Origin of the sequence: Companilactobacillus heilongjiangensis (assembly GCF_000831645.3) — a bacterium.
GTDB classification, from domain to species: domain Bacteria; phylum Bacillota; class Bacilli; order Lactobacillales; family Lactobacillaceae; genus Companilactobacillus; species Companilactobacillus heilongjiangensis.
In genome coordinates this window covers 1,817,057-1,842,086 of the sequence record NZ_CP012559.1, presented here as the reverse complement: position 1 = coordinate 1,842,086, position 25,030 = coordinate 1,817,057, and the positions used below count along the sequence as shown (strand labels likewise).

At 36.5% G+C, this 25,030-nt stretch carries 22 protein-coding genes; 13 read left to right on the top strand and 9 right to left on the bottom strand.

The features are described 5' to 3' along the window. Window positions 1-118 precede the first annotated feature (118 nt). The 5 genes from JP39_RS08375 to JP39_RS12685 form a co-directional block, all read right to left on the bottom strand. Window positions 119-958, bottom strand: coding sequence for a peptidoglycan recognition protein family protein (locus JP39_RS08375; protein WP_048698708.1), 840 nt, complete (start codon window positions 956-958; stop codon window positions 119-121). 186 nt (window positions 959-1,144) lie between these two features. Then, window positions 1,145-2,533, bottom strand: a complete 1,389-nt coding sequence (locus JP39_RS08370; RefSeq protein WP_082330676.1) for an ArnT family glycosyltransferase — start codon at window positions 2,531-2,533, stop codon at window positions 1,145-1,147. Window positions 2,534-2,686: 153 nt separating this feature from the next. After that, window positions 2,687-3,859 carry a glycoside hydrolase family 73 protein gene (locus tag JP39_RS08365; protein WP_048698710.1) on the bottom strand — a complete coding sequence of 391 codons (1,173 nt, stop codon included), beginning with the start codon at window positions 3,857-3,859 and terminating at the stop codon, window positions 2,687-2,689. 193 nt (window positions 3,860-4,052) lie between these two features. After that, a complete protein-coding gene (locus tag JP39_RS08360) occupies window positions 4,053-4,805 on the bottom strand; it encodes a LytR/AlgR family response regulator transcription factor (RefSeq protein WP_041500512.1) in 753 nt (250 codons plus the stop codon). Beyond that, complete coding sequence (locus tag JP39_RS12685) at window positions 4,805-5,524, bottom strand: sensor histidine kinase (protein WP_169751876.1); 720 nt, start codon at window positions 5,522-5,524, stop codon at window positions 4,805-4,807. Before JP39_RS12685 ends, JP39_RS08360 begins: the two co-directional genes overlap by 1 nt. A gap of 839 nt (window positions 5,525-6,363) precedes the next feature. On the opposite strand from JP39_RS12685, the gene JP39_RS08350 reads away from it, so the two are divergent. The 8 genes from JP39_RS08350 to relB all read left to right on the top strand — a co-directional run bounded on the left by JP39_RS08350 (window position 6,364) and on the right by relB (window position 15,274). Then, window positions 6,364-7,212: a helix-turn-helix domain-containing protein gene (locus tag JP39_RS08350; RefSeq protein ID WP_041500515.1), complete on the top strand. Its 849-nt coding sequence runs from the start codon at window positions 6,364-6,366 to the stop codon at window positions 7,210-7,212. 93 nt (window positions 7,213-7,305) lie between these two features. Beyond that, entirely contained in the window at window positions 7,306-7,599 is a 294-nt protein-coding gene (locus JP39_RS08345; protein WP_041500516.1) for a hypothetical protein, read from the top strand. A gap of 78 nt (window positions 7,600-7,677) precedes the next feature. Then, on the top strand, window positions 7,678-8,163 hold the full coding sequence (locus JP39_RS08340; protein WP_041500518.1) for a hypothetical protein: 486 nt from the start codon (window positions 7,678-7,680) through the stop codon (window positions 8,161-8,163). 120 nt (window positions 8,164-8,283) lie between these two features. Continuing rightward, window positions 8,284-8,766: a hypothetical protein gene (locus tag JP39_RS08335; protein ID WP_041500522.1), complete on the top strand. Its 483-nt coding sequence runs from the start codon at window positions 8,284-8,286 to the stop codon at window positions 8,764-8,766. Between the two features lie 407 nt (window positions 8,767-9,173). Then, window positions 9,174-11,414 carry a ribonucleoside-triphosphate reductase, adenosylcobalamin-dependent gene (gene nrdJ / locus JP39_RS08330; RefSeq protein WP_041500525.1) on the top strand — a complete coding sequence of 747 codons (2,241 nt, stop codon included), beginning with the start codon at window positions 9,174-9,176 and terminating at the stop codon, window positions 11,412-11,414. A gap of 854 nt (window positions 11,415-12,268) precedes the next feature. Then, window positions 12,269-12,691: a CopY/TcrY family copper transport repressor gene (locus tag JP39_RS08325; protein ID WP_041500527.1), complete on the top strand. Its 423-nt coding sequence runs from the start codon at window positions 12,269-12,271 to the stop codon at window positions 12,689-12,691. 13 nt (window positions 12,692-12,704) lie between these two features. Then, window positions 12,705-14,753, top strand: a complete 2,049-nt coding sequence (locus JP39_RS08320) for a heavy metal translocating P-type ATPase (protein WP_082330675.1) — start codon at window positions 12,705-12,707, stop codon at window positions 14,751-14,753. A 293-nt stretch (window positions 14,754-15,046) separates the two neighbouring features. Next, window positions 15,047-15,274 (top strand): type II toxin-antitoxin system RelB family antitoxin, encoded by a 228-nt coding sequence (gene relB / locus JP39_RS08315; RefSeq protein ID WP_041500529.1) that lies wholly within the window; start codon window positions 15,047-15,049, stop codon window positions 15,272-15,274. A 263-nt stretch (window positions 15,275-15,537) separates the two neighbouring features. On the opposite strand, the gene JP39_RS08310 is transcribed toward relB, so the two are convergent. Continuing rightward, window positions 15,538-15,822: a type II toxin-antitoxin system RelB/DinJ family antitoxin gene (locus tag JP39_RS08310; protein WP_041500531.1), complete on the bottom strand. Its 285-nt coding sequence runs from the start codon at window positions 15,820-15,822 to the stop codon at window positions 15,538-15,540. 194 nt (window positions 15,823-16,016) lie between these two features. Between JP39_RS08310 and JP39_RS08305 the strand changes: the two genes are divergently transcribed. The 3 genes from JP39_RS08305 to JP39_RS08295 are packed head-to-tail and all read left to right on the top strand — an operon-like array spanning window position 16,017 to window position 18,510. Then, window positions 16,017-16,760, top strand: a complete 744-nt coding sequence (locus JP39_RS08305) for an ABC transporter ATP-binding protein (RefSeq protein ID WP_041500533.1) — start codon at window positions 16,017-16,019, stop codon at window positions 16,758-16,760. After that, window positions 16,735-17,844, top strand: a complete 1,110-nt coding sequence (locus JP39_RS08300) for an ABC transporter permease (RefSeq protein ID WP_041500534.1) — start codon at window positions 16,735-16,737, stop codon at window positions 17,842-17,844. Before JP39_RS08305 ends, JP39_RS08300 begins: the two co-directional genes overlap by 26 nt. A 15-nt stretch (window positions 17,845-17,859) precedes the next feature. Continuing rightward, the gene (locus tag JP39_RS08295; protein WP_048698714.1) at window positions 17,860-18,510 is read left to right on the top strand and encodes a TetR/AcrR family transcriptional regulator; all 651 of its coding nucleotides are present in this window, start codon (window positions 17,860-17,862) and stop codon (window positions 18,508-18,510) included. A gap of 368 nt (window positions 18,511-18,878) precedes the next feature. Here the strand turns inward: JP39_RS08295 and JP39_RS08290 are convergent, their stop codons facing one another. Beyond that, window positions 18,879-19,871: a sensor histidine kinase gene (locus tag JP39_RS08290; protein WP_041500535.1), complete on the bottom strand. Its 993-nt coding sequence runs from the start codon at window positions 19,869-19,871 to the stop codon at window positions 18,879-18,881. Window positions 19,872-19,880: 9 nt separating this feature from the next. After that, window positions 19,881-20,555, bottom strand: a complete 675-nt coding sequence (locus tag JP39_RS08285) for a response regulator transcription factor (RefSeq protein ID WP_041500536.1) — start codon at window positions 20,553-20,555, stop codon at window positions 19,881-19,883. Between the two features lie 589 nt (window positions 20,556-21,144). Here JP39_RS08285 and JP39_RS08280 point away from each other — a divergent pair. Both JP39_RS08280 and JP39_RS08275 read left to right on the top strand, forming a co-directional pair. Then, window positions 21,145-21,915 (top strand): ABC transporter ATP-binding protein, encoded by a 771-nt coding sequence (locus JP39_RS08280; RefSeq protein WP_041500537.1) that lies wholly within the window; start codon window positions 21,145-21,147, stop codon window positions 21,913-21,915. Next, complete coding sequence (locus tag JP39_RS08275; protein WP_041500539.1) at window positions 21,896-23,896, top strand: FtsX-like permease family protein; 2,001 nt, start codon at window positions 21,896-21,898, stop codon at window positions 23,894-23,896. Before JP39_RS08280 ends, JP39_RS08275 begins: the two co-directional genes overlap by 20 nt. A 651-nt stretch (window positions 23,897-24,547) precedes the next feature. On the opposite strand, the gene JP39_RS12585 is transcribed toward JP39_RS08275, so the two are convergent. Beyond that, entirely contained in the window at window positions 24,548-25,000 is a 453-nt protein-coding gene (locus tag JP39_RS12585; RefSeq protein ID WP_137619721.1) for a hypothetical protein, read from the bottom strand. Between the last annotated feature and the right edge of the window lie 30 nt (window positions 25,001-25,030).

Below are 25,030 nucleotides of genomic sequence, written 5' to 3'. Positions count from 1 at the left end.
AATGAACCGCCGTATACGGAACCGTACGTACGGTGGTGTGCGAGGACGATAAAAAGCAATTCCTACTCGATCAGCTAGAGAATATTTCCCAGCTCTGTAGACGGGATATTACAAAACATTAAGCCTTATAAGAATCAGCAACCCATTCATGAGTAGCAACACGATGGTAAGTAACCCCATCAACAACTTTCTTCTGATCAGTATACCAAACAGAATTATTACCTAAATCTCTATTTTCAATTGGCACAATCTGATTATCAGTATTAATACCAACAAGTGGAACAAAAGAACCATGAGCATTATGAACCTTTATAACATGATCATTATGACCATTAACATCGCCATAAGTTTTTAAATTATTATAGTAAGTTTTAATCAAATCATTGAACTGATCCATACTGTAACCCCAAGTACTGAAGTAGTAAACGGGATCTTGATGGTCAGTTTCGTGCCAAGTGTTGCTGGCTTGAGCGTGAGAGATGACCGTCTGACCAGGGATATCTGGTAAATTGTATTGAATCAATTTTGAAGCAATGTAATAAGCATCATTTGAAAGCGAGCGGGCAAAAGCATCATATGAATTAACCCGACAGAGTTCAACTTGAACGTAACGTGCGTTGGCTGTGGGACCGGCTCCCCAAACAGAATAATCAGTGTTGTGAATGTTGAGAATCTTATTGTCATCGACAAAAGCGTGAACGTAAGTTTCTAGAGTAGGCCAGTGAGCATTGAAACGGTCAGTAAATTGTTGTGCAGTCACGTTAGCTTCAGAGGTTTCATGAACAACAATGCCTTCGGGATGACCAACACCTTTGCGGTAACCAGTCCATTCACTGAAAGTACCTTTTTGATTTTGAATGGCAGCTGGTTTGATTTTGTTAGAAATAATGTAGTCATTGATTTTTGAGGCCGCTTTGACAGTGGTACTGTGAGTCAAGCTGATTAATGAAAATAACATAATAAAAAATGTGATTGAAAACAGTTTCTTTTTAGTGATAATAATTCCCCCTATAAATACCATTATCAAGGGTAACATAGTGGGGACTAAGGAAATTTTACATAATGGTTACAGTGTTTTCTTAATTCTAAATTACGTTAAAAAAAGACAGAATTCCTAGAAAATCTGGAAATTCTGTCTATTAATTTATAAAGTTTGATTCAATGGAACGCCTTTCTTCTGTCGCAAACGGATTGAACTGAAAATATGTAAGACTTGGTAGAATCCCACGCCACCAACAATTGCGATAACGGGTAAGAATTCAATTCGATAACGTCCTTGAACTTCAATCAATAATTGAACTACAGCGAAAGCCATCAATGGCAATAATAATAGGTACAAATTATCGTTGAACTTGGAGCGGAAGAGTTGCAATGAACCAATAAATGAGAAGACTATTAGGATGATTGAGCCAACGTAAGCTAAGAAATCGACTCGTGCAACTGTTGCGTCATTATGCATCATTTTGATATTGGCAAAATCGGTTGCCATGGTACGACTAGACCAGAGTACCTGAGTTTTGTGTAAGAAAAGTCGTAGCCAAGCATGATTTTCATTGAGATAAACAATTTCCTTATGTAACTGCTTCTTTTCAACTTTACTCATTTGAGCACGGGTATTACTTGGATCAATCAGCTTATCCATGTCAGGTGAATAAGTTCCGTTGGATTGATAGTTCAGACCAGTAACGAATTTCCACTCGGGGTCATTGTTAGTTAGACCGTAAGCGTTGATGTTGGAGGCTTTGATACCCCAACTTGCCATGGAGAAGAGGGCAAAGTAAATTACTAATGCTAAAAGCACTTTTAATGTGGCATGGAAATCGTGTTTCTTCATTAATAAGTAAATCACTGCGTAAACGACGATACCTGCAATAATTACAGGACCAATGGGGCGAATGAGACAGCCACCGGTCAAAGTAATACCTGCAAGAATGTAATATTTCAGTTTGTTTTGCATTAAAAGATAGAGTGTTATTAAGTAGAATAGTGAACCTAGGTATTGATTGCTGGCAACACTGTTGAGTGCAAACCAGTCGAGATCGACCATCAATATCAGAACGGAAAGTCGAGCCATTTTGATATTGTCGAAGACTTTGACAACCAGTAGGTAGGTGAACAGTAGAATCAATGCTTGATAGACGACGTTGAGAAATTGAACGGCAAAGATGTGATAGCCGAAGATTCTGGAAACTCCAAGGACGTAGACGAAGTAGCCTGATTGATAGGCATACTTAGAGAAGTAATCGTTGTCTGTTTGATAGAGTGGGTCGCCAACTTTGTAATCCAGTAGTCGGTCCCAGAAATTACCGAAGTCACTCAATTGAACTGAAGGAACTTTCGAAATCCAGAAGATAGCAGTTATCATGAAGACGAGTAACATCGTGATAAGAATCAACCAATTGAGGATACGGTCGTCAGTTTTAATCCGCGTTAGTCCATAGCCAAGAACGAGTACTAGGATGATGAAAGCTATGGCAATAATGACATTATGAGAATTCTCGAATAAAAAGTTTTGGTAATAGAAGACTAACATTAATAAGAAAACTGTTGTAGCGAAGATGGCAACACAAGTTAAAATAGTTTTGTTGATGATATTTTGAAATCTTTCGATAATGTTTTTCCCCCTTAAATGACAAAAGCAGCCTAAATTAGATGGGCTGCTTTTTAGTTTTAAAATTTAATTAGGTTATTTACCATTACCGAATTGTGTAAATTCCTTAGGAACGTATTCATCAGTAGCAATCTTGTACATGATTTGACCGTTAATCGTTGCTGCACCAGATGTTTTCCAAACTGAACCAGTCTTAAGAGTTTGGTTACTTCCGGGGATAGATGCGCCATTTAGATGATATCCGAGAACACCATAACCTTGGGTATAGTTGATAGTAACCGTGCCGTCAGCGCCAATAGTAGTGTACTGCTTGGGAATGTATTCGTTAGGAGATACTTGATACATTTCTTCACCATTGATTATCTTTGAACCAGCAGTTTGCCATTTAGTACCGTCAATAAACGTCTTGTTTGAACCACCGATTGAAGCACCTGAATCATTAAAAGCAAGGACTCCGTAGTTTTGAATATACTTGATAGTGATTACTGAAGTATCAACTGCAGCATGTGGAAAATCAGTTTCATTGAAAGCTTCTTGATCCCAACTAGTCAAACCAAAGGAGCTGATTATTCCATTTAATGAACGAGTATAAACTTTTGAAGTGGCGTAAGTACCTTGTAAGTAAGCTGTAACCTTTGTGTAGTCTCTTTGTCCAACTACAGGCTTATAGATAGGGTTTGTTCCAAGGAGAATATTATGATATTCCAAACAGTCAGAAAAAGATGCAAAATCTTTAAAATAAGCTTGTGTGGAGTAAGTACCATTTGGACCATCTTCTTGAGTCCAACATAATGTTCCTGGTTGACCTTTAATTCCTAAAAAATTATTTTTTCCGCTTATGTTCTGTCCCCAACCAGACTCCAAAGCTGTTTGAGCGGCGGTAACAGAAGGTAAAATTTTGTATTTTTTCCAACCGTCCATTGCTCCAGCTTTAACTTTTGCTAAAAAAGCTTCTTGTTGGGCTGGAGTTGCTGAAAGCGAGTTTCCAAATAAATAGTCTGATTTAGATGGTAATTTATAATATCCTGGACCTTTACTGCTATTTCGAGCAAAAACAGTAGCTCCGGCTGGAGCGGTTTCATGATCTTTATTATTTTCTTCGTTGTAATTCTGAGATGAACTTACATCTAACGTATCAGTTGTTTGATCGGCCGATTGATTGGTATCTGCTTTAGCAACTGTTAAATAAGTACTCGTCATAGATAATGAAGCTATGATCATTGAACAAATAAAAATTGATTTTTTCATTAAAGTAAAATCCCCTAAATGTTATTTATATCACAATTAAGAATATTACCACTCTTTTTTATATAACTAAATAGTATTTTAAAAATACTTTGAAAGTATTTTTTTTGCAAAAAAAACTTTGAATTCCTCTTATTGTTGTTTAAGAGAGATTCAAAGTTTTTAATAACGTGTTCAATTCTAGTTTCAAAACCACTTAATTCAGTTCATAAAGCTTCTTCAATGCTACTAACTTACGACGTGAAATATCGCAAGTTGATTTATCTTTGAAGTTCAGTTTATGATTTCTAATATCTATTTCTTTTATATTATCAATATTTACCACTAAACTTTTGTGTGCACGATAGAATTCTGGAAACTTTTGCTCGATAGATTTCAAAGTACCGGGAAATTCGATAACTTCAAAAGTAGAATGTAGAAATATATTATGGTTATTTTCAACTGATTCAAAATAATCAACCTGATCAAGTGTGAAACTATATTTTTTGGGACCAATATTAAATTCAAATGTGTTTTTTTTCTCATAAAGGTTTGGATTAATAGATTTTAATGCTTCATCAAGATCATCATACAATCGTTCTTTAATTTTTTCCATACCGATTTCCTTATCAATACAGTCCAACGGTTGTACTTTACGTTCAAAAATCAAAGGAGTCAATTCTTCATGAGTAGTAATGAAAATTATTTTAGCACGAGAATCCATATTTCTAATATCTGTTGCTAATTCGATACCTTTAATTTTTGAATTTGAAAATTCTATATCTAATAAAAAAAGTTTAACTTCATCAACTTGATTTTCAATATTTATGTCAACGTTCCTTGGATTTGAGGTTGATAATATTATTTTCATATCTACAGTAGGATGTTCTTTGATATAGTTCTTAATGATTAATTGATAGTACATTCTGAGTTCTTCGTTGTCTTCACAAATTATTATATTTAGTAACATTATTTTTCTTCCAATACAATTAGAGTAGTTGAATAATGATCGTTCTTTACTTTATTTTGCAAAAATAAATCATCATTCGAATTAACTATTTCTCTTACGGAAGCTAAACCTAAGCCACTATGATTTCTCTTTGTGGAATACCCACTTATATATATATTGTTGATATTGATAGAATCAGCAGAGACTATGTTATTTTTAATTATAAATTCACTGTACCCATCGAAAGAAATTAGAGCAAAGCTTAATTCGGGATGATCAGTCTCTAAACATGCATCGATTGCATTATCCAACAGAATCCCTAATATTCTAGTTATATCGACAGAATATTTAGAAGGTATTTTAACGTTATCGTCTATTTCAAAATCTGTCATGATTTCTTTGCTTTTTGCGAGCATTAATTTAGAAACTAGAATACCTTTTACTAATTTATCATTAATTCCGTAAAGATTTGTTCTATTTCTATTTGAATCAAGATTAACCCGCTTATAATGTAATAATTTATAAATTGATGACTTTAAATCCTCATTATCATTATTATTTATTGAGGCTGACAATGATAATAAAAGATTTTTATAGTCATGCTTAAAATTACGTAATTCATTATTATTTTTTTCTAATTCGTTAATGTATGAATTGCGTTCTTTAATTTGTTCAAGATTTAGCTTGGTTTTTATTTCTTTAACTTGACTATAAACCAATAATGAAATTCCGATAGTCATAAATATAATTGCTACTGTGATTATAACTAGTGTCAATTTTATATAAGACTGTTCTACTTTCAGTCGATTCGTAATATTATACAGCATTATATAGGATACATTTAATATAATCAGTGATAACAATATAGCTCTTTGAATTAACGGAGCTTCCAGAAATGAAAATATATGAGACTTTATATTTATGTATTTTAGTAAAAAGACTATAAGGAAAGAAAATGTATAGTTTAAAACTGTGAGGATGGTAAAAAGACATACTGATTGGATAGATGTTTTAGGATCTGATAGGGTAGGAAAGACGGTTAGTATTGCATTACTGGCTAATCCTTGTGTGAACGTGATTAAAAAGAATGAAAAGGTCCATCCGATTAGCTTTCCTACTAGTGTGTAATCAAATTTAATACAGATGGCAGAAGTAATAATTATTATAAGGGAATTTAAGCCTTGATGGTTAGAATTAAAAATATCTAATGAAACAAAAAGAATGCTTATAAATAATGATAAAAAATAATTTGATTTGTTCTTTGATTTTGGAAATATACATATAAATGTTATGAATAATAATAAATTATTTAGATAGTCATTTACAATCCAAGCAATATTGTAAATATTATTTAACATTAGTGTCCTCTGAGTCCCCACGTTTTTCCGATAGTTGATAGTACTTGAAAAATATTTAACATAGTTGCCATTCCTCCATTTATTAGTCTATTTATTTAGACAATACCAAGAATACTAACATAAATAGGTTCCTTATAAAATGACTAATCTGTGAAAGGTAAAATGTATCCTATAATGGTATAATTAATCGTAATTTGAATTTTTATTGTGGAGGTAGAAATATGTTCTTAGGATCAGTAATTTATGATAAAAGACGTAGCTTGAATTTAACTCAAGGAGAGCTTGCTAATGATATTTGTAATCAGAATACTATCAGTAAAATAGAAAAACATGATATGACTCCACATATTGATGTTCTTATTAAGATTTGTAATAGACTTGACTTGTCCTTAAATGATATTTTTAGCGATTTCTCTGGAGATACGAAAAAAGAAAAGGCTTTTGTTTTGGATGCCATTGAGGAAGAAGTCTTGCTTAATAATATTTCTGAAACAGCTGAAAAATTATCGTTAGTTGAGGCAAATCTTAATTCAAAAGATATGGCTCAGTTTTATTTTATTGAGGGTTTATTGAATTTTTGGCAAGGAAACTTGGAGCGGAGTTCTTTTAACTTGGACAAAGTTTTGCAGAAAACTAAATTGGATAATTACAATATTTATACATTATTATCTTACTTGGTTAAAGCTATGATTTACTTGGAGCAGAAACATGGTGATATGGCAGCATATTATGCTAAAACAATTTCAGATGAGCTTTCAGAAAATTTGAATGTGGAAAACTCTCGGGGAATAGAAATTTTATTTTTATGTAAAACATTAGGTGCAATTTATATTAATTTAAATGAGAATGATTTAGCAATTGAAACTTCTAAGCGGGGAGTCGAGTATGCTAATTCTAAGCATTTATCATATTTCATTGATGATCTGAACTATAATATTGCTTTAGCTATAAAAGAATCAAATGGTACAGATAAAGAGTTTGAGAAATATAAAAATATTGCTTATTACACAGCTGTTTCACAAGAAAACTCTAAGTTACAATTAAGAATTGAAAACGATAATGTTAAATAAATAGTTAAGATTCAAATATACGGTGGCTATTAATAATCTCCTGAGGTTATAGTATGTGTTGTTAAGGGAATTCTTACAAAGGGAGAGTTTACTATGCAGACGTTGGATCAATCGAAATCATATTACCGCCGAATTACAGTACTAGATATTGTAACTATGTTGATGATAATTGGATTGATGTTTTTTGCAAATGGATTTTTAATGTCATTATTATTGATAGTCGTTTATCCATTTAGTCATTCAAAAGTCTTAGTGTCAGATATTGGGGATAAGGATACTAAGATTTGGGTTCGCAAGATTGATTGGGACCACTATTGCAAAGGACATGGGATTGGTCGACTGATGCAGTATAAATCCCAGAGTACGGTTCATATGAAACAGGCTTAGCAGACTTTCGGGTCTGCTTTTTTTAATCCTCTTGAGGAGTATAATTAAATTAATAAATCGTATAGGGGGATATATATTATGAAGAAAATTACCACCTTTTTAGTAGCTTTCGCTGGTTTGTTGTTTGGTGCTTTGAGTTTAGCTAATACAACAACTGTTAAAGCTGATTCACCATTGCCTGCTGGTCGCTATAGTTTTGCCGTAACAAATAAGGCACAAACAAATGATATGCAAGGCAATGTTACGTCAACCGTTTTGGATGCCGGTTCCGTTTGGAAAATCAATAGTGAATATACTCATGGTGACCAAACATTCTTTGAATTAGCACCAAATATTTTGGTCAATCAAAGCGCTGGATATATGTATCTGCCAAGTGTTGGTACCTTAACTATCAGTAGTAAAACTGCTGCGCCTTTGTATGATCACAATGGTAAGTTGATTACTGACCGTGCTTTGTCACCAAAATCATCTTGGTATACTGACAGAACTATTTTCCGTGACAAGATGACATATTATCGTGTTGCAACTGATGAGTTTGTGTCATTAGGGGATGCACTCGATTAGTATCATATTTGAATAATGATAATTTTTAATATGAAGCAGCATAGGATACTCTATGTCTGCTTTTTTTATTTTTTATGAATCTATAATTAGGGCAATAAATATGTTAAGGAGGCTTTTAATATGAAGAAATTTGTAGCATATTTATCGGTAACAGTTAGTTTATTATTTGGTGCGTTGGCTTTGGAAAATACGACAACCGCTAAAGCTGATTCAACATTACCTTCAGGTCGATATGACTTTGCGGTTACTCAAAAGGCTCAAACGACTGATATGCAGGGCCACGTGACTCCAGTTATTTTGGATACAGGTACCGTATGGAAAGTTAATAGTGAGTTCTATCATGGAAATCAAACATATTTCCAATTGGCACCCAATGTTTTGGTTAATCAAAATGATGGTTATATGTACCTGCCAGAGGTTGGAGACTTAACAGTAATCAGAAAGACTCCAGCACCCTTATATGATCATAATGGTAAATTAATTACTGATCGCGAGTTAGCGCCTGGAAGTGTTTGGTATTCGGATAGAGCAATTTTTGTTGACCATATGTCATTCAATCGAGTTGCTACTAATGAATTTGTTTCAATTGCCGATGTTGATTAAAAATAAATTGGTATAGGTCCAATGATTTGGAAGTAAATCATTGGGCTTTTTTATGTCAAAAATTAATTATCTTGTGGAACACCTGATGTAACAACCATATGTTCGTGTCAAGGGAAATATTTGCCTTTATCCACTTGAATTTTGGCTCATAGTTTAAATTAAAAAAACCATTGCTAAGTCTCGAAGTGCAATATTAGAATAGTAATTGCGACCTTGGCTTTTCGCTTTGAATTCTGAAGAATTCATTAAGTTACAAGATGTATATTTTTATTTGAAATTGCCGAAATATCAACACTCAAAATAGCTCTTCAAAAGTCAATAACAATATTCGCATACAAGATATTGTCATTTTTTCTATTCGAGGGTACTATATATTGTGTTATTTAAAAAGTGTGGAGTGATTATTAATGGACGTAATTAATAAAGTTATTTTATCCGACGAATTCGTCGATGAAGTTAAGAAGACAATTAAACCTCACTGGGGTGAACTAGGCTGGGTTACATACAAACGTACATATGCGCGTTTCATTGACAAACTTGGCCGGACTGAAAATTGGTCCGAAACAGTTAAGCGTGTGGTCGAAGGAAATATCAATCTTGACCCTCGTTTAAAAGATAATAATTTAACTGATGAACAATATGCCGGATTAGTTAAAGAAGCTCAAAGTTTATACAAATTGGTCTATGGTTTAGCTGCCACTCCTTCAGGGAGAAACCTCTGGATTTCTGGTACTGAATATCAACATCGTAACGGGGATGCTTTGAACAATTGTTGGTTCATTGCTATCCGTCCACAAAAGTATGGTGACAGTCACATTGTGCCTAACTATCTTCAAAAGGAACAACTAGCTGTTTCAATGCCTTTCTCATTCATGTTCGATCAATTGATGAAGGGGGGCGGTGTCGGCTTCTCTGTCGTTCCTAGCAACATGAAGTTGATGCCTGTAGTTGATAACAAAGTCAGCTTAACTGTGCTTATTGGCAAGGAGAGTGCTTCATATAAGGACTCTATCGCTGCTGGTGCTGTTGACCGTGACGACTGGTTGGTAAAGAATGATATTTCTGCCACACGTCACTACGAATTGCCTGATACTCGTGAAGGTTGGGTCGTTGGAAATGCCAATATGATTGACGCTCACTTTAACGATACTAATGATGGTTTCAAAGATGTTGTCCTTGATATTACTGACATCCGTGCCAAGGGTGAAAAAATCAAAGGCTTCGGTGGAACTGCTTCAGGTCCCGTACCTTTGATTGAAATGTTCTTTGATATTAATGAAGTTTTGAACAGTGCTGTTGGTCGTAAATTGACTTCAGTTGACTGTACCGATATGGGTAACTTGATTGGTAAAACAGTTGTTGCTGGTAACGTTCGTCGTTCAGCTGAATTGGCTTTGGGCGGATCAACTGATGATGACTTTATTACTATGAAACAAGACCAAAAGAAACTTTATCACCACCGTTGGGCTTCTAATAATAGTGTTGCGGTTGATTCAGAATTCAACCGTTACGCTCCAATCGCTGATTCCATTACTCACAATGGTGAGCCCGGAATCGTTAACCTTGAGTTGTCACGTAATTATGGACGTGCCATTGATGGCTATCAACCCGGAATTGATGATGGCGTTGAAGGAACTAACCCTTGTGGAGAAATTTCATTGAGCAATGGTGAACCATGTAACTTGTTCGAAATTTTCCCATTGATTGCTGAAGAAGAGGGCTGGAATTTGAAAGAAGCCTTTGCCTTAGCAGCCCGTTATACAAAACGTGTTACATTCAGTAGTTACGATTGGGAAGTTTCACGTAATGTTATCCAAAAGAATCGCCGAATCGGTGTCTCAATGTCAGGTATTCAAGACTACATTTTGACAACCTTTGGCAACCGTGTTGTGACTGGTTTTGAACCTACCACTGATCCTGAATCTGGAGAAACAGTTCAAAAGCCTATCTACGATCAACGCGTTGTGAAGAAATTCGATGGCTTGTATCACACAGTCGTTGAAGCTGACAAGGAGTACTCAAACGCTCTTGGATGTAAACCATCAATCAAGCACACAACTGTTAAACCATCAGGTACAGTTGCTAAATTGGCTGGTGTTTCCGAAGGTATGCATTTCCACTATGCAGGTTACTTAATTCAAAGAATCAGATTCCAAGACTCTGATCCATTGTTGCCAGCTCTAAAGGCTTGTGGATACAAGATTGAACCTGACGTTTATACAAAACATACAATGTGCGTTGAATTCCCAGTTAAAGCTGCTAATGCCGACGACCCTAACTTTGCTTCTGCCGGTTCAGTTTCAATTGCTGAACAATTTGCTACACAAGCATTCTTACAAACTTACTGGTCAGATAATGCGGTTAGTTGTACGATTACATTCCAACCAAATGAAGCCGATCAAATCGCACCTTTGATGTATCAATACAGACATGTCACAAAATCAACATCACTATTGCCATACAGTGGTGCTGACTTTAAGCAAGCTCCTAAGGAACCAATCGATAAGAAAGTTTATCAAGAACGTGAATCAGAAGTAAACGAAAATGTTGCTGCTGTCTTCGCTGAACAAAATGATAATCACGATAAGAAAGATATCGAATTGGTTGATCAATCAGACTGTGCCGGTGGTGCATGTCCTATTAGATAGCTGTGCCGCCTACGGTCGACAGTGATGATGTAAGCCTGCTAACCGGTGTGAGCCAAAGTCTCACACCTCGATTTTGAACTTCGAGAAAACCACTCGAATTTCAAAATACGTCGGTGGAGTAAGGGATAAATCCCTAACTCCACTTGCACAGCTGTCTTCATCATCACTGTCGACCTCCGGCTAGGTTATCTTGATATTTGAATGTATAAATTGAAATTAATAATACCCATGATAGTTAGATTTATTTCTAACTTATCATGGGTATTTTTTTGTCCCTAAGTGTCTTCTGAATTATATTAATTTTTAGAATTTAAAATTTGAATTTTTGAACAATTATTAAGTATGTAATAGAATCAGTGAAAATGATTCGAGGTGGTTCTAATTTGGGTAATATAAATTGATTAATATTGATACTTTAAGTTCTGATATATCAAGCTTTGTATTGTATTCAGTCAATATAAAGTAGTGAACGTGACTTCGAATCCAGTATCAATTTTGTCAGATTCATTACTTTCAGATATACATAAGGTATTCTATGCAGTTTATATCAATCAACTAATCAAGCAGAAGCCAACAAAAACAAGAGCCAGCGGGAGAGAGATAGTCTACCAGCAGTGCAAGTGGAGTAAGAACTTCAGCTCTTACTCCACTGACGTATTTTGAGATTTGCGGTTTCTGCAAAGCTCAAAATCGAGGCGCGAGACCTTGGCTCGCACCGGTCACAGGGCGATGGCATCTATCTCTCCCGTTGGCGGAAAAACAAAAATAAGTAATAAGGCTTTACTTTTAAGGTTTACAGTTGTAAACTATGAATTGTTAAGAAGATTACAAATGTAAACCAAAGAGGAAATGACATGAAAGAAGTTGAAACAATGAGCCGGGCCGAATGGCAAGTGATGCGAATTATTTGGACTCTAGGACAGGCCACTAGTAAACAGGTCATTGAAATCCTAGAACAAAAGACTGATTGGAAAGCTGCCACAATTAAGACTTTAATTATTCGGCTCCAAAAAAAGCATTTTCTAAAAGCAATTGAAGATAAGCGTCCTTACGTTTACCAACCAACGATTCAAGAGGACGTAGCGATTAAAGAGAATGTGACTGATCTATTTGATAATCTTTGTTGCATGCGAAAAGGTAACGCTATTAATGAATTAATTGAATCTTCAGCAATTTCTCAAGCTGATATTGCAAAAATGATTGCTACATTGAATGAAAAAGCTAAGACAGCCCCAGAAGAAGTCGAATGTGACTGTTTGGAAGCTGATTTGAAGTAAGGGTGATGATACTATGAAAAATATGGATATGAAAGATATGGATATGAAGCACGAAGATATGAAAATGGATATGTCTAGTGGTCACGATATGATGATGCATGGTGGTCACATGATGGACATGGGTGATTTAAGACAAAAATTTTGGATTTCACTAGCTCTAGCGATTCCAGTCTTTATCTTGTCGCCATTTATGGGATTGCATTTGCCATTTCAATTTCAGTTTCCAGGCTCTGATTGGATTGTGTTGATTTTATCCACAGCACTTTACTTCTACGGTGGGAAACCATTTCTAACCGGTGCTCGTGGTGAATTGGCTGAGAAAAAGCCAGCGATGATGACCTTGATTACAATGGGTATCAGTGTTGCTTATATTTACAGTCTCTACGCCTTTGTTATGAACGACCTGTTACATTCTTCAACGCACATTATGGATTTCTTCTGGGAGTTGGCATCGTTGATTGTCATCATGTTGCTGGGTCACTGGATTGAAATGAAATCCACAATGAGTGCTGGTAATGCTTTACAAAAGATTGCTTCACTTGTTCCTAACCAAGTTCACATGGTTCATGGTGAAGAAACAATGGATCACGATATTTCAATGGTTAAAAAGGACGATATTGTTGAAGTTCGTGCCGGTGAATCAGTTCCTCTTGATGGTCACGTTATTGCTGGATCTGGTTACATCAATGAATCATTAATTACCGGTGAATCTAAAGCTGTTAAAAAGGAAATCGGCAGTAAAGTTGTTGGCGGTTCAATCAACGGTGACAGCACTATCAAAGTACAAGTTGATAAATCTGCTGGTGAAGGTTACTTGTCACAAATTAGTAAGTTGGTTTCTGACGCACAAAGTAAACGTTCTAAGACACAAATGTTAGCTGATCGAGTTTCTGGTTGGTTGTTCTATGCTGCTTTAACAGTCGGACTATTGTCATTCGTTTACTGGTTGATTTTCGGAGATATGAATACTGCTTTAAACCGTTTGGTAACCGTTCTAGTTATCGCTTGTCCACATGCTTTAGGATTGGCTATTCCACTAGTTATGTCACGTAGTACATCAATCGCTGCCACAAATGGTTTGATTATCCGTGATAACCAAGCTATTGAAAACAGTCGCAAAATTGATTACGTTGCCATGGATAAGACTGGTACTTTAACTGAAGGTAAATTTACTGTTAATGGACTTCAAAGTACTGATTCATCAATTGATAACAATGGCTTGTTAGCTATCATTGCTGGTATCGAAGGTAGCTCAAGTCACCCAATTGCCAACAGTATTGTGCAATATGCTAAAGATAAAAAAGTAACACCCGAAATTTTGGATAATGTCAAGGCTCTCAAGGGTTATGGTATGAGTGCCACTTTGAAGGACCAAGATTATTATCTAGTTAATATGAAGTATCTCAACGAAAACAAGATTGCAGTCGATAAGAAATTGGTTCAAACATACCTTGATAAAGGTAATACCATCAGTTTCTTAGTTAACAATGGTAAGGTTCTCGGATTCGTCGCATTGGGCGATACGATCAAGAAGAATACTGTTGAATTTATTAAAGAATTAAAAGCTAGAAATATTACTCCAATCATGTTGACTGGTGATAATAAAGAAGCTGCCGCTATCATGGCTAAACAAATGGGAATCGACGAGTTCCGTGGTGAATTATTGCCCGAAGATAAACACAATGTTATCAAACAACTCGAACTTGACGGTCACCATGTCATGATGGTCGGAGATGGTATCAATGATGCTCCAAGTTTGGCTTCAGCTACTATCGGTGTTGCTATTGGTGCTGGGACTGATGTTGCGATTGATTCAGCTCAAGTTGTCCTTTACAATTCAGATCCAAGCGACATCATTAAATTCTTGAAGTTGTCACACAACACTTATATGAAGACAATTGAAAATCTCTGGTGGGGAGCTGGATATAACATTCTAGCTATTCCATTAGCTGCCGGAATTTTAGCAGGTGTCGGATTTGTCCTCAGTCCTGCAGTCGGTGCGGTCATCATGTCATTGTCAACTGTCGTGGTTGCTTTGAACGCTATGACGTTGAAGATGTAGTGGATAGGTGCACTTGGAAAAGTTAACGGTACCAAAATTTTAATCAAAAAGTTTGACTATTTTACAGGTTTGAATCCAAATCAAAATACGGCTACCAGTAAGGTTGGGGGCCGTATTTTTGTGTCGTTATAGGCATAAATACATTAAATGCCAAAAATGTCTTTTGAGAATAAAAATAATTAATCAAATTATAGAATAATCTTTATATAAAGTTGAATTGTGAATAGGTTAACTATTGAAAAAAGCTATTCGACATAATAAACTGTATTTGAAAATAAGGTAGGTGACGGGAAATGGCAGTTATATCCTTTTATTTAGATGAACAGGACGAAAAGATGATCAAGAACTATGCGAAATCTAAAAATATCAGTGTTTCCGCCTTTCTTCGTTCAGCAGCGGTTGAAAAAATAGAAGACGAAATGGACGATCAACTTTATGAAAGAGCATTGTGCAATTCTGATGATCATTGTCCCGATATCTCGTTAGACCAAGTTCGTAAGGCGCTTGAGGCGTATTGTTAAATGGGCCGCTTCCGGTTGTCTGGGAAAATACAGTTCTGCCATGGGGACCGGTCCGAGCCAAAGAGCGGTCTCGCACCTCGATTTGAATCCTTGCCACAGTTCTGCAAGTATCCAAACTCGTCCCGTGGTGTAATGGCTAAAGCCATAACGCCACCTTCATGGCAAAATGTATTTTCCCAGACGACCTCCAGCTAGGTTATTGGTTTTATCTTATATATTGAAAACTCTGAGTTTTGGTTGGAGTTTTCTTTTTTTTGCCATTTTTATGAGTTTAGCATTCGGTTTAATTCTTCACGAGTGGTAGTAATATTTGGAGTGTCTTTCTGATTACTTATTACTTCATTAGCCTCTAATATTGAAGCAGTTAATTCTGAGGATGGATTTACGAAGTATTCAGGTAGTCCATTATTTGCGACATCTGTTAGGGCCATTTCCAAATATTCATTAATAGTTAAATCGTTGTTAGCGAGAATGCTTTGGGCCTTAATTTTAATATTATGATCAATAGTCGTACTAATCTGAACTTTTGATGTTTTCTCTAACTTCATTTTAATCACCTCGTATGTATATTGTGCTACAAGTAGTTCTGAATAGCATTAATTTAAAACGGCTTTAAAGAAAGAGAATAAGAAATGATACCCCAATTGTTGACAAAGTTTTTTTAGGGTATTATTCTTTATTCATCAAGTGAGTAACCAAACACTCACCTTTAAATTAATAAACAAGCTAGAAGGTAATAGTTATGGCAAATGCAATTATCTCCATGAAAGATGTTGTTAAAAAATTTGGTAAAGAAACTGTTCTAAACCATATTAATTTTGATATACCGCAAGGCAAGATAATCGGATTGATTGGGCCATCCGGTGCTGGTAAATCAACCATTATCAAGATTATTTTAGGGATGGAAAAGACACAACAGGGTACCGCCACGGTCTTTGGAAAAGTTATGCCGAATCGTCAATTGTTAAATCGAATCGGTTATATGGCACAGACGGATGCTTTATATGATGCCTTGACTGCCAAAGAAAATCTCCCGTTTTACGCTGATATGAAAGGCGTTGCTGGTCAAAAAGCTAATCGCCAGATTCTCCATGTTGCTGAAGTTGTTGAATTGACCAATGATTTGAACAAGCGTGTCAGTGGTTACTCTGGGGGAATGAAACGGCGGTTATCGTTGGCAATTGCGATGCTTGGCGATAGTGAAGTTTTGATTTTGGATGAACCTACTGTTGGGATTGATCCGGCGTTGCGTCGTCAAATCTGGGGTGAGCTGCATAAATTGCGGGATGAAGGCAGGACTATTTTGGTCACAACTCATGTTATGGATGAGGCTGAATTGGTTGATGATGTGGCATTGATTCTGGGCGGTCAGTTGATTGCTTATGATACTCCAGCCAATCTCAAGGCTCAATATAATGAAAATACAATCGAGAATGTTTTCTTAAAGGTGGAATACGAGAATGAAAAGAACGTGGTCTATCGCTAAACGTGTTTTAAAGGAGCTATTTCGTGACAAACGGACTTTAGCCTTAATGTTCGTCGCTCCAATCTTAATTTTAGTTTTGATGAAAGTCGTTTTTACGTCTAATTCGACAACCAATGTCAATATTGCGACCGTTAATGTTCAAAGCAGCTTGGTCACACAGATTAAGAAAGTTGACCATATCAAGGTTTATAAGTATGCAACTCAAGCCAAAGCTAACAAAGCTTTGAAAAATCAGAAAGTTGATGGGATTGTTCGTTATAAGAATGGTAATTTTTACGTAAAGAACGCCAATACCGATGCCAGTAAGACTACCGCGACAAAAGCAGCTTTGAAAGCTTCAATGGTTGCAACTAATATTGAGGAATTGAAAACTACATTAAAATCCCTGGCAGCCAACAATCCTCAAGCCGCCGCAATGATGCAATCTAAAAATCAGAAGACACCGAAGATTCACAATTCTTACGTTTACGGTGATAAAGATACGTCATTTTTTGATAAAATTTTGCCAATCTTAATGGGATTCTTTGTTTTCTTCTTCGTGTTCTTAATCTCGGGGATGGCACTGTTGAAAGAAAGAACGACCGGAACATTAGACCGCTTGTTAGCGACACCAGTCAGACGTTCCGAAATCGTTTTTGGTTATATGATCAGTTACGGCTTGTTAGCAATCGTTCAGACGCTTGTTATCGTTTTGTTCACAATTTATGTATTAAAAGTCGAAGTGATTGGAAGTATGTGGAATGTAGTTATCGTCAATGTCATTTTAGCGATGGTGGCTTTAGCATTCGGCATTTTGATGTCGACTTTCGCCAAATCAGAGTTCCAAATGATGCAATTTATTCCCATTATCGTGATTCCACAAGTATTCTTCTCAGGAATTATTCCGTTGGATACTATGGCACATTGGGTACAAAATATTTCGTATATATTGCCGCTCAAGTATTCTGGGCAAGCGACAGCCGATGTAGTTATGAGTGGAGCCAAGCTCAGTCAAATTCAGGCACCGATTGGCGCACTCTTGGTTTTCTTAGTAGTATTAACAATTTTAAATATCTTAGGACTGAAACGTTATCGTAAAGTATAGAAGGGACTTGATTTTGTGGCAGAGCAACAAATATCGAAAGATTTTAAAGCATGGGTAGAAGATTCTGACATGCCAGCTGGAAAGAAAAAGGTTGTTTTGGCAGCGTTGAAACTCTTTTCAGCACAAGGATTTGATGGTACATCGACTCAAGAAATTGCTAAAGAATCAGGGATGAGTCAAGCAACTATTTTTAAATATTTTAAGACTAAAGAAGATTTATTATATTTCATTATTGCTCCATTGATGGAAAATATTATTCCGGTGTACGTTGAGGACTTTCAGAATTCTTTGCAGGCTCACGGAAACAATTTAAAATCATTTATTCACTACGTGGTTCGTAGTCGCTATCAGTTCATTGCTGATAATCGTGAGGTTGCATCAATTATGCTTTCGGAGATTTTGACAAAGGATAAAGTTAAAGCTAAATTTATGGAATTAATCTCTGAACGTGGTGCAGGAATTTTTAAAGTGTTTACTGATTTAGTCGAGAACAGTGATGAAGTTAGGTCGGATATTAAACCGGAGTCAATCATTCGACTGATAGTTTCGCAGGTGCTGGTTTACTTTTTGCAAAATTACAAGATTTTTGGAGTTAAGAGCGATATGCAAGTAAATGAGGATCTTGATGAGATTGAAAAATTAATTATTTCTGCTATTGAGAAATAGGTTTCCGCCTCCGGGAGACAGGGATTTGGAAGCCGCTATGCGGACCGGTCCGAGCCGAAGTGCGGTCTCGAACCTCGGTTTTTGAAGCCTTACCACAGTTCGGTAAGTCTCCAAACTCGCCCGGTGGTGTAACGGCTAAAGCCGTAACGCCACTTTCACAGCAGTCTTCCAAATCCCTGTCTCCCTCCGACTAATGTATTCGTTGTTTTTTTGTTGGTTGGGGATTTAAAGTTAATAATTTGTGAACTCAAAAAGGATCAGTGAGAAATTTCACTGGTCCTTTTGTTGTGCATAAAATAAAAAAGCTGAAATCTATTTAGGCATTGATTCTTTACCAAAGAGATTTCAGCGTAGTAATAATTTTAAAATTACTTGTAGTATGGTAAATCCAAGAATGTAATTATGGTTTCGGTACCGTCGCCAGGATGTGAATTAACACTGATTGTATGGCCAAGTTTATCGACCATCTTCTTAGTCAAATACAATCCCATACCGGTAGACTTGCTGCCAGATTTCCGACCATTGCTACCGGTGAATCCTTTGTTAAAGATTCGACTGATATCTTGGTCAGCAATCCCGATACCGTTATCTTTAATATGTAATTCGATATTATTGTCGTCTGTAGTTGTGAAGACTGAAATCTTACCGCCGTTATCGGTATACTTCAAACTGTTAGCCAAAATCTGATTGATGATAAAGCTCAGCCATTTCTCATCGGTTAAAATTTTCTTATCGGTGATGTCAAAATTGATGCCGATACGTTTGCTGATAAATAGGCGTTTGTTGGTTCTGATGCAGGCTTTGACGATGTCGTTTAAATCTTGTTCTTGAATTAAATAATCATTCGAGAAATTATTTAAACGGGCAAAGTAGAGTGCTTGATCAACCAAATAATCGATTTGGTCTAGTTCTTCAGCAATCAAGTCGGGGTCCAAGTCGTCATCTTGGGATAACTTCAATGCCGCCAAAGGAACTTTAATGTCATGCACCCAAGATTCAGTGTATTCTCGCTGATCTTTTTGGTTCTGATAAAGTTCAGTCAACTCATTACGATATTCCATAGAAATATTGTTAATTTTTGATTGAATAAATTTTTGTTCATTATTTCGAGCACCGTATAATTCTTTCGACAGGTCCTCTTGATAATTTTCCAACTGTTGGAACCACGTCTTCTTGTGTGTATACGAAATAGCCAAATTTGCCACTAGGAAGACCATTGCCAGAATCCATGTGTAAATCAATGTACCCGGGTTAAAGTTAACGTGAGGGTCCAAATAGAGGACTAATTCGACAAAAGTCATCCCCACCAAGACAATGAGAATTGAATAAATATGATCGCGTAAGTATTTAAAAAATGTCATATTTCACCTCTAGGGAATGATGTATCCTTGTCCAACTTTAGTAACAATATAATTCTTCAAGCCAAACTTTTCGATTTTTCCACGGAGACGATTGATGTTAACGGTCAAAGTGTTGTCATCAACGAAACGCTCGTCATCCCACATAAAATTCAAAAGTTGCTCACGTGTGACAATTTTGCCTTGGTCCTTCAAAAGCCGTTGCAACAATTTGTACTCATTTTTAGACAAGTCAATTTTGTTATCAGCGATTTCCACCGAGCCGCTCGAAAGGTTGAGTTTGAGACCATTGTGTTCAATTACATCGCTGGTACTCTTGGTAAAGTCATATGTCCGGCGCAAAAGGGCGTTGATTTTAGCAATCAAGATATCAATTGAGAAAGGCTTTTCCACAAAATCGTCAGCGCCCATGTTCATTGACATGATTTGGTCCATGTTAGAATTACGAGATGAGATAATAATAATCGGAGTTTTGGAAACCTTGCGGATTTCTTGATTCCAATAGTAGCCGTCATAAACGGGAAGATTGATGTCGAGCAATACCAAGTCAGGTTTGTATTCGTTAAACTGATCCATGATATTATTAAAGTCTTTGGTAATATAAGAATTCATTTGCCACTTTTCAAGATTTTCACTGATTAGTTGGGAGATAGATGGATCATCTTCAATAATCATAATTTTAGCCATTATAAAATTCCCTCCGTGCTAGAATAAAGACACTATATAGTATGATAACAATAATCATTGTAAAAATGTAGATTCTTCCGCTGCCGCTTCCGGCTGTCGGGGAAAATGCAGTTCTGCCATGAGGACCGGTCCGAGCCGAAGTGCGGTCTCGAACCTCGATTTTGAACTTCGCACAGTTTGCGAATTTCAAAACTCGCCCTGTGGTGTAATGGCTAAAGCCATAACGCCACCTCCATGGCAGACTGCATTTTCCCCGACAACCTCCAGCTCATGCATTTTTGGATTGATTGTTGTTAGTAATATAGTTGTTATTATAGCTGATTCTTTGATTTGGTTTATGGATATAACTTCATTTCCATAATAATTTGAAAAGTTTCAGAATACTCTCACGTTTAAATATTTAATGTATTGATTTTAATAACAATACTCAATATCAAAAAATTAAATGTAAACTAAAAATATCCTAGCCGGGGGTAGTGAGTGATGAAGACAGCGAGGCTCAAGACCGTACTTTGGCTCGAACCGGTCCCATGGCAGACTTCGTCACTCGCTCACTGCCTCCGGCGGCTACCCAAGAAGGTAATTATTTATGCAAATTGCTGTAAAAAATATTTCAAAAGATTTCGGTAAAAAAAGAAACGCTGTGCATGCTATTAAGGATATCAGTGTTGAAGTTGAACATGGCGAATTCTTTGGTATCATGGGTCCCTCAGGGGCTGGGAAAACCACTTTGTTGAATATGATTTCAACTAATGAACGTCCTGATCACGGACAAATCATTATTGATGGCATGGATTTAACACAATTACATGATCGTGACCAAGCTAAATATCGTCGTAATAAAATGGGCTTTATTTATCAAAGTTTTGAATTGCTCGATTCTTTGAACGTTAAAGAAAATGTTATTCTGCCACTAGCTTTGAATCGTTCCAATAAACGATTAATTGAAGAGAGATTTAAATATATGATGCAACTGCTCAATATTGAAAATCTGTCCGATCGGGCGGTGGATGAGTTGTCGCTTGGTCAAAGGCAGATTGTTGCGGCAGCGCGTGCTTTGATTAATCGTCCCGAGATTTTGTTTGCGGATGAGCCTACGGGTTCGTTGGATTCGAAGTCAGCGACGATTTTGTTGAACTATATGCAGATGGTCAATGAGAAAGAAAAGACGACTATTTTGATGGCAACACATGATGCTTTTACGGCTAGTTATTGCAGTCGAGTTGTCTTTATTAAAGATGGGGTGATTTTCTCAGAGATTGTTAATCCGGGCAACCGTGACAAATTCTTTGAGCAAATTATCAACATGCAACGGACTATTGGCGGAGGGGATTATTTCAATGTATCGCAAAATAATTAAACGAAGTCTGTCCAATATGCGCGACAGTTATCTAATTTATATTTTAGCCTGCAGTTTCGCAATTGGAGTTTTCGGAATCCTGCTGTCGATGGGCGATAATCCGTCGGTTCACTATGCTTTGCGGTGGTGGAATTCGCTGATTTTTGATGTTGCAATCATTATGAGCAGTATTTTCGGTTTCTGTGCATTCGTATATATGGCGTACGTCGGAGGATTCTTCGTTAAACAGCAGCGAAATGAGTTTCTGACATTTGAAAAGCTAGGTATGCAACGCTGGACAATCATTATGATCAGCTTTCTGCAGACGACTATCGTTCAAGCGGTAGCCTGGATTATCGGACTGACATTTATGGTGATTTTTCAGAAATTTATGGGAATGCTATTAGTCTATTTGATGCAGATGCATTTTGATTTCGTGATGCACATTGGGATGAATAATATTCAATTGTTAATCGCGACATTTGTCTGGACAACGCTGACGTTGAGCATTATCAATGCTATTAAAACATATCGAATTTTGAAAAAGAAAGAACGCCGGACGATTGTCAAAACTCGTTGGTGGCTACGTGTTCCTGCGGGACTTTTTGGAGTTGTCTTACTAATTACTGCCGAAATTGCAACATTTTATCTGTTCAAAAATATGCGGACAATCAGTTATTCATCCAAGCCACTGACAGAAATTGTCTATATTTTGGGCTCCGATATTTTTGGAACGTATCTGGTTTACTTCGGTTTTCTGCCCACAATTTTAAATATTATGGAGAAAATTCACTCAGTTTCATATTCAGGTATCAATATTTTCTCGTTCAAATATATGAAAGAACGACTCTTTCAAAATATTTCTATCCTCTGGTTCGTTACCGAATTGTCAGCTTTGGCCTTGGCATTATTGACGTTTTGTTACTTCGGTTATCAAGCTGTTCATCAAAATTACAACAGCGCTTATCCGTTCGAATTGGCTGCCAACAAGGATACTGTCAATGTTATTCGTCATGAACTCAAAAAAAATGACGCCAAAATTAGGGGTAGTTACAAGACGGACGTTAAGATAAATCTGGTTTCTTACTATAACAAGTCCAGTGAGTCGTACATTCGCCAACCAATGACGTTTATGTCGTATTCAGATTACAAATCTTTGCCAAAAAGAATGCGAAAAAATAATTCCAAAATCAATGCTCACCAATTTTTGAAGATTGATTACAGCTCTTCAATTATGTATAGAAACAAGTCCGATGAGCACAATATCGAGGTCAAAGGTGCGCCAATGATTCAGACTGCCAAGCAGGGAAATTCGTTCCCATATGGAAGTTCGATGCATTTTGGCCCCATGATGATCGTGCCTAATAGCTATTATCAAAAGATGCCGAGCGAGGTCAAAGATACATTCTACGGTTGGGATTTCAAAAAAGGTGACCGCCTGAAACGTTCGCAATTACAGAAATTGGATAGTTATCGCGATGCTTATTATATGAGGGTTAAATTCAGGTCGTCATTGGCAGATTCTTCAATCGAAGTCATGAAAAAAGAACCCAATAAGTATGAGACCGCAATCTATACTCAATCTGGATTCTTACGACAAGGCAGTATTAAAAAGCATTTCAAACAAGGTGGAGGATTCTATCTCTTCATCGTGGCACTGTTCAGTGTGGCCTTGTTAGTTGCACTGGGAAGCGTGTTAACGTTACGAATTTTATTGCGTGATGATTATCAGTCAAGCCAATTAAGGACGTTGCAAAAAATCGGTGTTGAAGAAAGTGAGATCAAGGGGATTATCCGACGTGAAAATACCTTGACGTTCTTGATACCAATTGTGTTTGCGTTAGTGCAGTCCTTTGCGGCCATTGCGATGTTTGATTTTGGACGCCATATATCTAAGAACATTATCTTAATTTATGGTGGCTACATTGTACTTTATGGATTATTTGGAATTATCAGCTTTAAAGTTTCATGGCGGTGTGTTAAACAGAAATTCAAACTATGATTTGGATTTATTGAAATATGCCGCCTGCGGGTGACGGGAAAAATGCAGTTCTGCCATGTGGACCGGTCCGAGCCAATGTCTCGGGCCTCGATTTGAAGCCTTGCCATAGTTCGGCAAGTCTCCAAAGTCGTCCGTGGTGTAAGAGCTAAAGCTCTAACGCCACCTTCATGGCAGACTGCATTTTTCCCGTCACCCTCCGGCTCTAGTTACTCGGTTAGTTTGAATGTCTGTTTTATTTCCGCAGTGTTTTTAAATTATAATCGAATTGATCCAACGCTTTTGTCTTTATTATTATTTTACGTAATGTAATATGACTGGATTAAAGGATAGAAAATACTAAAATCAGTATCAATATATTAGGTAAAAGGGAATATCAAACAAATTCTAAAACAAGTAGCGCAATACTCTAGAAGATTAGTTACTGGTTTCAACCAACTAAATTTTTAAATAAAATAGCCTCCGATTGCCAGAGTTTTCGCCCGCAGTGAAACTAAAATAAGGACGAAGTCCTTATTTTAGGGGACGATTTTGAAATTCGCAAAGGTCCATGGCGAAGTTCAAAATCGAGGTTCGAGACCGTACTATGGCTCGAACCGGCCCCACAGCAGGCGAAAAACTCTGGCAATCGGAGGCGGCAGATGTCAATACAACCTAATCAGCAAGTGAGTAAGCTTTGGAGAAGAAACCAAAGTCCTCTTCAGTAGTGCCTTGAATTTGTTTTTGAATCTCTTCTTGAAGCATGAGCTGCCAAGCTTTAATCTGGCTGGTTTCAGAGAATGTCCGAATAATTAAATATTCTCGTGGACTTTCCCTTTTTTGCAAGGTAGCAGTTGCGTTAGAATTAAAGGAGTATTGGTGGGTACCAAAGAGCTTATCTTCGAATAATTTGGCTTGATCAGCGTTTAATTTCAAATAAGTCAAGGAATACAAATTGTTCATAGGTTCGTAAACCCCATTGATACTGCGATATTGTGCAAATGTCGATAACTTTTTTATTAAAAGGTGGTCCGCATTAGCATGAAATAAGGGTTTTAATAAAGTATCAGCAGATGTTAGCTGACTCTTTAAAAAATTATATGTGCCTAGCTTTAATGTTATGTTCATAATTATTGAAATCCTTTCAACTTAAATTTT